The 6,973-nt window shown below is 46.5% G+C and carries 5 protein-coding genes and 6 tRNA genes; all 11 read right to left on the reverse strand.

The features are described from left to right. Positions 1–59 precede the first annotated feature (59 nt). On the reverse strand, positions 60–1,484 hold the full coding sequence (locus tag DXA36_RS23775) for a L,D-transpeptidase family protein (RefSeq protein WP_118681920.1): 1,425 nt from the start codon (positions 1,482–1,484) through the stop codon (positions 60–62). 102 nt (positions 1,485–1,586) lie between these two features. Then, positions 1,587–3,377 (reverse strand): ABC transporter ATP-binding protein, encoded by a 1,791-nt coding sequence (locus DXA36_RS23780; protein WP_118681921.1) that lies wholly within the window; start codon positions 3,375–3,377, stop codon positions 1,587–1,589. Then, complete coding sequence (locus tag DXA36_RS23785) at positions 3,374–5,179, reverse strand: ABC transporter ATP-binding protein (RefSeq protein WP_118681922.1); 1,806 nt, start codon at positions 5,177–5,179, stop codon at positions 3,374–3,376. Before DXA36_RS23785 ends, DXA36_RS23780 begins: the two co-directional genes overlap by 4 nt. Next, positions 5,176–5,604, reverse strand: a complete 429-nt coding sequence (locus DXA36_RS23790) for an NUDIX hydrolase (protein ID WP_118681923.1) — start codon at positions 5,602–5,604, stop codon at positions 5,176–5,178. Before DXA36_RS23790 ends, DXA36_RS23785 begins: the two co-directional genes overlap by 4 nt. A 45-nt stretch (positions 5,605–5,649) precedes the next feature. Next, complete coding sequence (locus DXA36_RS23795; RefSeq protein WP_118681924.1) at positions 5,650–6,138, reverse strand: dCMP deaminase family protein; 489 nt, start codon at positions 6,136–6,138, stop codon at positions 5,650–5,652. A 143-nt stretch (positions 6,139–6,281) separates the two neighbouring features. After that, positions 6,282–6,354: transfer RNA gene (locus DXA36_RS23800), tRNA-Lys, on the reverse strand. Between the two features lie 32 nt (positions 6,355–6,386). After that, positions 6,387–6,459, reverse strand: a tRNA-Phe gene (locus tag DXA36_RS23805). Between the two features lie 7 nt (positions 6,460–6,466). Then, positions 6,467–6,540: transfer RNA gene (locus DXA36_RS23810), tRNA-Met, on the reverse strand. A 60-nt stretch (positions 6,541–6,600) separates the two neighbouring features. Beyond that, positions 6,601–6,682, reverse strand: a tRNA-Tyr gene (locus DXA36_RS23815). Positions 6,683–6,700: 18 nt separating this feature from the next. Next, positions 6,701–6,773: transfer RNA gene (locus DXA36_RS23820), tRNA-Thr, on the reverse strand. 42 nt (positions 6,774–6,815) lie between these two features. Continuing rightward, positions 6,816–6,888 (reverse strand) — tRNA-Val (locus DXA36_RS23825). Between the last annotated feature and the right edge of the window lie 85 nt (positions 6,889–6,973).

Consider the following 6,973-nt stretch of genomic DNA (forward strand, 5'->3'; position numbering starts at 1 on the left):
ACCTTTACTGCCCAACCGGGCAACCCGCTTGTAACCGTCCAGATAAGTCTGAACGTTTCCTAATAGTAACAGACTATCGGAAAATTATGTTCCATATAACCATAAATAATTTCCGCCTTATCCCTGGGAAGGTTAATACATCCATGGGATCCGCTTCTCATGTAAATATCTCCGCCGAAGCTGTTTCTCCACCCGGCATCATGCATGCCGATATTTCCGTTAAAAGGCATCCAGTAATCCACAGGTGTGGCGTAATTTTCTCCCCGCAGCGTGGCATTCCGCTCTTTATAGGTCAGGCCGAACACGCCGGCCGGCGTTCCATACCCTCTTGCTATATTCCCCGAAACAAAATCACTCTCCAGAATGATTTCCCCGTCAATATAAAGATACAGATGCTGGTTTCCCATATCAATTTCCACATAGGAATTGCCGATATCTTCTCCCGGCCCACCTGTCGTATACCCCCTGGCAAAATAAAGAGGCTCCTTTTCCACCTGCTCCCCATTTCTTATGGATGCAAGCAGCGCCTGCGTTTCTCCCGCGCGATCCGTCCACCAGCCATAGGAACCGCTCTTTAACAGGATAGTATTCCCATTTGATGTGGTAAAATTACGGTCTCTCCCGTATGTATCATGTTTTTTTGCCAGTCCGTTGATATAGGCCCTTGCCGCTTCCTCATCCAGGCTCACCCGGCTTCCGTCAATGGTAATCCACTCACTGATTATCTCTCCGTCGATGACTTCCTTTTCGCCGTTCCAATCATACGTCACTTCCGCACTCACATACCGGTTCGCTTTTTCCAGCGCTCTTGCCAGATTTTTGTTGTCCGCTTTAACGGCCGCATCACGATAGAAGCCCCCCTGTGTCAAATCAAGCGTATCCGCCAGGTCCTCCAGCGCTTCCACCACAGCCGCCCGTACTTTGTCAAAATCCAGTATCGTTCCCGGGTATTCCTCTACAATCTCATACCCTTTTTCCCGACTGTATCCGCTGATATAGGCATCCACGGGCGCATGCAGATTTGACTTGTCAAAAAATACGGTATTTTCAAGCCGTTCATGCAACGCTTCTTCACTGAAGGTTACCATTTTAGGCAGCTCATAATCCCCTCTCCGGAAAAACATCACCGGCCATTTCAGCCCCGTCATCTGTGCATTCAGCTTATCCAGCGTATTATCAAATACATATATCATTTCCAGTTCGGCCGGAGTAATCACATCCTCCATATCCTCCCTGCCCTTAATCCGCAGCTCATATGAGACAGAAGGATTAAGCAGTTCTTCTCTCACCTGCTCCCTGGAACGGAAGCTGTAATCCGTACCATCTATCCAGGTTCTCCAGTAATAGTGGCCAGCAAAAAAGAAGGCGCCTGCAAGATAAACAAGAGCAGCAGCCGCAGCTATCGCCCCTGCAGCTATCATTGCCCTTCTGAATGCAGTCCCCCCTCTTTCTTCCTGCCCGTCTTTTATTTTTCTTTTACTCATCCGATAAATTCCTTTGTATCTTCTCTCTTCCCTATTGTAACACTTTTCCGTAAAAAGAAAAATAGATAAATACTGTATCGGCTGAGAAATACAGGTAAAACCTTATTCAAACTGTGCAAGGTACATCTGTCTGTACAGACCGTCCTGTCGAATCAGCTCTTCATGAGTTCCCTGCTGGACAACGTCCCCGTCGTTTACCACAAGGATAATGTCGGCATTCCGTATTGTGGATAATCTGTGAGCGATAATAAAACAGGTTTTCCCCTCCATCAGCTTTCTCATCGCCTTCTGGATCTTCATTTCGGTTCGGGTGTCCACATTGGAGGTTGCTTCATCCAGGATAAGCATCCTGGCCGGCAGGAGCATAGCCCTGGCTATTGTCAGAAGCTGTTTCTGCCCTTTGGAAATATTGGTCCCTTCATCAGTGAGAATCGTATCATAACCCTGGGGAAGCCTGCGGATAAATCCGTCAATCCCAGCCGCTTTGGCTGCCTCCCGGACCTTTTCCTCTTCCATCCCCTGTTCCATCCCGCCCAGGCTGCCATAGGCCAGATTATCATAAATGCTTCCCTGGAACAGCCACGTATCCTGCAGAACCATGGCATAGGACTTACGCAGGCTTTTTCTTGTAATACCGGACACATTATTTCCGTCAACACAAATGCATCCATCCTGAATATCGTAAAACCGCATAAGAAGATTGATGAGGGTGGTTTTTCCGGCCCCTGTAGGCCCTACAACCGCTACCATTTTACCGGGTTTTACATGAAAACTCAAGTCATGGATAATAGTTTTAACAGAATTATAGCCAAATTTTACATGGGAAAGTTCCACGTCTCCTTCCGCCTGTGTAAGCTCCATACAGTCTTGTGCATCCGCCGGTTCCTCCGGCTCGTCCAGCAGCCGGAAAATACGCTCTGCTGCGGCAATCGAGGACTGCAGATCACTGATTATATTGGCCGCCTCATTAATCGGCCCGGAAAATTTTCTGGAATACAGAACGAACGAAGAAATGTTCCCGATGCTCATACTCCCGAAAAGATACAATACTGCCCCGAATACACTGATCAGGGACAAAGAAAGATTATTCACAAAGTTTACCATAGGTCCTACAATACTGCCGTAATATTCCGCCCGGTAATAGGCCTTCATAGCCTTTTCATTTTTCCCCTCAAACCGGTCAATGGTATTATCCTCCTGGCAATAGGCCCGTAAGGTTTTCTGCCCGGAAACCATCTCCTCCACAAAACCGTTTAATTCCCCCAGTTTCGCCGACCGCTCCCGGAACAATGGCCTTGTTTTGCCAGTAAGGTAACGGGTGATGCATATGGACAGCGGCATGGTAAAAGCAAAAACCAGGACAAGACGGGGAGATATCAGCACCATCATAATAAATGCGCCGCTTACCGTTATTACCGTAGTCAAAAGCTGTACCACATCATCGGAGAGAGAAGCATTTACCGTATCAATATCATAGGAAATCCGACTGATAATATCCCCGCTCTGATGTACATCAAAATACCCCACCGGCAGGGACAGCAGTTTTTCAAACACATCCCTGCGCATCCTGTAGACCACCTTCCTGCTTATGGCTATCATCAATACCTGAAGCAGATAAGAAAAAATGGAGGACACCACATAAAATCCCGCCATCCATGCCGCGTAATAGAAAACCCTGCTGAAATCCACTCTGCCTGCGCCCGGTTCAATGGCATCCACCGCATAACCGGAAAGCATCGGTCCTATCAGTGCAAATAAATTGCTGCCTATCGTCAATGCAAAAGCAGCAGTAAGATACCACTTATAATGCATCAGATACCCGCCGAGCCTCAACAGGGTGCCGGCCTTCCCTTTGTCTTTTTTCTGTTGTTTTCCTGTTCCTCCCCATCTCATACCACGGCTTCTCCTGTCTGTGAACTGCTTATTTCCCTGTATACCTGACAATTTTCCATCAGCTCCTCATGCGTCCCGTATCCGATCATCTCCCCGTCCTCCAGCACAAGTATATGATCGGCATGCATAACAGAGCTGATCCTCTGGGCAATCATAATCGTAGTCGTGTCCCGGAAATGCTCCTTCAGCTGCTTACGGAGCTTTGCATCCGTCCGGTAATCCAGTGCGCTGGAGGAATCGTCCAGCACAAGGATATCAGGACGCGCTGCCAGTGCCCTGGCAATTAAAATACGCTGCTTCTGGCCGCCGCTCAAATTGGCTCCCTTGATATCCAGCATAGCCCCTTCACTACGTTCCTTTTCCCTGGTAAACTCATCGGCCTGTGCGTACTCCAGCGCTTTTATTACCTCTTCCCGAGACAGCTCCCTTCCCATCCTCACATTTTCATAAATAGAGTCCTCGAAAATCGTATCGTTCTGGAAAACCACACCGAATTTTTTTTGAAGCTCTTTCCTTTCCAGACTGCGGATATCCATTCCATCTATCAGTATCCTGCCCTGATCCACATCCACAAGCCGCATCAGTACGGCTGCCAGTGTGGTCTTCCCGGATCCGGTAGCCCCTATCACCCCCAGCATTTCTCCCTTTTTTAAAGAAAGAGAGATATCCTTCAGATTTGGTTCCTTTTTATTATAGGAAAAGGTAACATGGTCGAACACTATCCCTTTCTGTTTCCGCCCCTGCTCTTCCCATTCCGGCCGCACCTTCTCTTGATTTCTTTCCTTCTCTTTATCGTTCTGCACACCGGCGTTGAAAGATTCCTCTTCTTTATCTATACCGCACATGCGCTCCATATCCTCACCACAGTCCAATACCTGTTCTATTCTGGCCCCCGATGCCACCGCCTTATTAATAATGACAAACATACGGGAAATGGACATCATGGCATTGAGGATGATAGTGAAATACGTCATAAATGCCAATATCTTACCAACCTCGGAAGTTCCCGCATTTACGCGATAGGCTCCTGCCAGGATAACCCCCACCAGTCCCAGGTTTAATAGCATATTCATGGCCGGGTTCAGGACCGCCATCGTCTGCTCCGCATTCCTTTCGCATGTGACGACCAACGTATTAATACGGTCAAATTTATCCTTTTCATAGTCCATTTTAGACAGTGCCCTGATAACCCGGATTCCCGCAATATCCTCTCTGACTAAACACACAAACTTATCTGCTGCTTCCTGCAGCCTGCGGTACAGCGGCATACCCTTTCGGGAAACTGCTATCATGACAATTGCAAGAACAGGCATTACCAGCAGAAGCACGGATGCCAGAACCGGATCCAAAGCCATGGTAAAAATAATTCCTCCCACAAGCAGGATAGGCGCCCTGACCCCAAGCCTTTGGATTCTGCCAATCATTTGATTTACATTATATGTATCCGTCGTAAGCCTGGATATTAAAGATGGCTTTGTAAATAAATCCGTCTGCTTGTCCGACAGATACATTGTCTTTGCAAACAGATCATGCCGGATAATCTGTGTTGCATCGCTTGCCACCCTGGAAGCCATACGATTAGCAATGATATTAAATGCTACGGCCACAAATGAACAGAATATCATTACTCCTCCCCACAGATAGATCTTCTGCAGGCTTTTCATAGGTATCACATTATCTATAACATAGGCCAGCACCCAGGGAATACACAGATCCATAATAGAACCGATGAATTTAACCGTGAAACCAATACCCATCCTTTTATAATAGGGCTTTAAATAAAAAGATATTATTTTTTTCATTTTATCCCCAATCCGCTTACCTTTCTTAATAAAAATGGCTGTATATCGGGATACGTCCAGAAATCTTTTTTTTCCGGAAATTTATCATACAGCTTAACCTCTTCTATCTCAAAGGCGGGCAGGGGGCCTAATTCATCAACCTGTGCATAATAAAGCATACCGAAGCTGGCTTTTTCTCCCTGTCTCAGGCAGGAGTATGCACAAACAGGCTGAAGGGTATAATGTTCTGCCCCGGTTTCTTCATACAGCTCTCTGCGGGCCGTATCCTCTATCCATTCGCCCGGATCTCTGTGCCCTCCCGGGAATTCCCATGTCCTGCGGTCTTTATGACGGCATAATATCCATTTTCCCTCTTTTATCGCTATAATTACTGCAAAATCAAATAACGATTCCTCCGCTATATCATAAAATGCAACCTGAATCATTTTTTCTCCTTTACTCAACCTTGCAACTCTTTCATTCCCTATTTTTCAGTAACCAAAAGAACCTGTCAGAGATTCATCCTCTTCCACCCATTCCCTTACCGGTATTTCCCGGAAGATATCCTTTGTATCTCTCACAAACACTTTTTCAATCCCCGCATTGATTACCAGTCTTTTACACATGGAACAACAACAAGAATTTTCTATATATGTCCCGTTTTCCACTTCAATCCCCACCAGATACAGACTGCTCCCTATCATCTTATCCCTTGATGCACTGATAATGGCATTTGCCTCCGCATGAACGCTGCGGCATAGTTCATAACGCTCCCCTCTGGGAATTTTCATCTTGGAACGAATGCATTCGCCCAGATCAGAACAGTTTTTCCTTCCTCTCGGCGCTCCCACATACCCTGTAGAAATCACTTCATCATTCTTAACAATAACCGCACCATAGTGCCTGCGGATACATGTACACCGCTGAGATACCACCTCTGCCAAATCCAGATAATAATTTGCTTTATCTCTTCTTCCCATATAATCCTCCCCTTCTCCGTTTTTACTGTCTCTTTTAAATTATATACCTCTTCCCGCTTCTTGCAAGGTTTCCCCTTTTAAAAAACCTTTTTTAGTTTTTTCAACACAAAAAACCTCAGTATGAATTACTGAGGTTTTTTAACTGAAGCACGGGGGATTCGAACCCCCGACAACCTGATTAAAAGTCAGGTGCTCTACCGACTGAGCTAGTGCTCCTTATTCCTTATTTAATTTGTGACAGTAAGAAATGCCCAGAACCGGAATCGAACCAGTGACACGAGGATTTTCAGTCCTCTGCTCTACCAACTGAGCTATCTGGGCATTTGAGTAGCGGGGACAGGATTTGAACCTATGACCTTCGGGTTATGAGCCCGACGAGCTTCCAGACTGCTCCACCCCGCGTTAACCATATATATTGTAACACCATAACGGCACTACATGCAACTTTTATTTGATAAAAAATGGATGGAGGTGGATTCGAACCACCGAAGCAATTTGCAGCAGATTTACAGTCTGTCCCCTTTGGCCACTCGGGAATCCATCCATATTAATTAACTCTATAAGCCGATGATCGGACTCGAACCGATAACCTGCTGATTACAAATCAGCTGCTCTGCCAATTGAGCCACATCGGCATATGCCAAATCCGAACTACCGGTAATTTTAAACGTAAGAAATGGGACCTATAGGGCTCGAACCTATGACCCTCTGCTTGTAAGGCAGATGCTCTCCCAGCTGAGCTAAGATCCCATACCTCTTTATCTGACTTCTTTTCAGAAATCAACGACCCAGATCGGACTCGAACCGACGACCTCCGCCGTGACAGGGCGGCGCT

The sequence above is a fragment of the Eisenbergiella sp. OF01-20 genome (assembly GCF_003478085.1).
GTDB lineage: Bacteria > Bacillota > Clostridia > Lachnospirales > Lachnospiraceae > Eisenbergiella.

Coding starts and splice junctions, on each gene's coding strand:
- DXA36_RS23775 (WP_118681920.1), bottom strand. CDS start 1,484: ATGAGTAAAAGAAAAATAAAAGACGGGCAGGAAGAAAGAGGGGGGACT.
- DXA36_RS23780 (WP_118681921.1), bottom strand. CDS start 3,377: ATGAGATGGGGAGGAACAGGAAAACAACAGAAAAAAGACAAAGGGAAG.
- DXA36_RS23785 (WP_118681922.1), bottom strand. CDS start 5,179: ATGAAAAAAATAATATCTTTTTATTTAAAGCCCTATTATAAAAGGATG.
- DXA36_RS23790 (WP_118681923.1), bottom strand. CDS start 5,604: ATGATTCAGGTTGCATTTTATGATATAGCGGAGGAATCGTTATTTGAT.
- DXA36_RS23795 (WP_118681924.1), bottom strand. CDS start 6,138: ATGGGAAGAAGAGATAAAGCAAATTATTATCTGGATTTGGCAGAGGTG.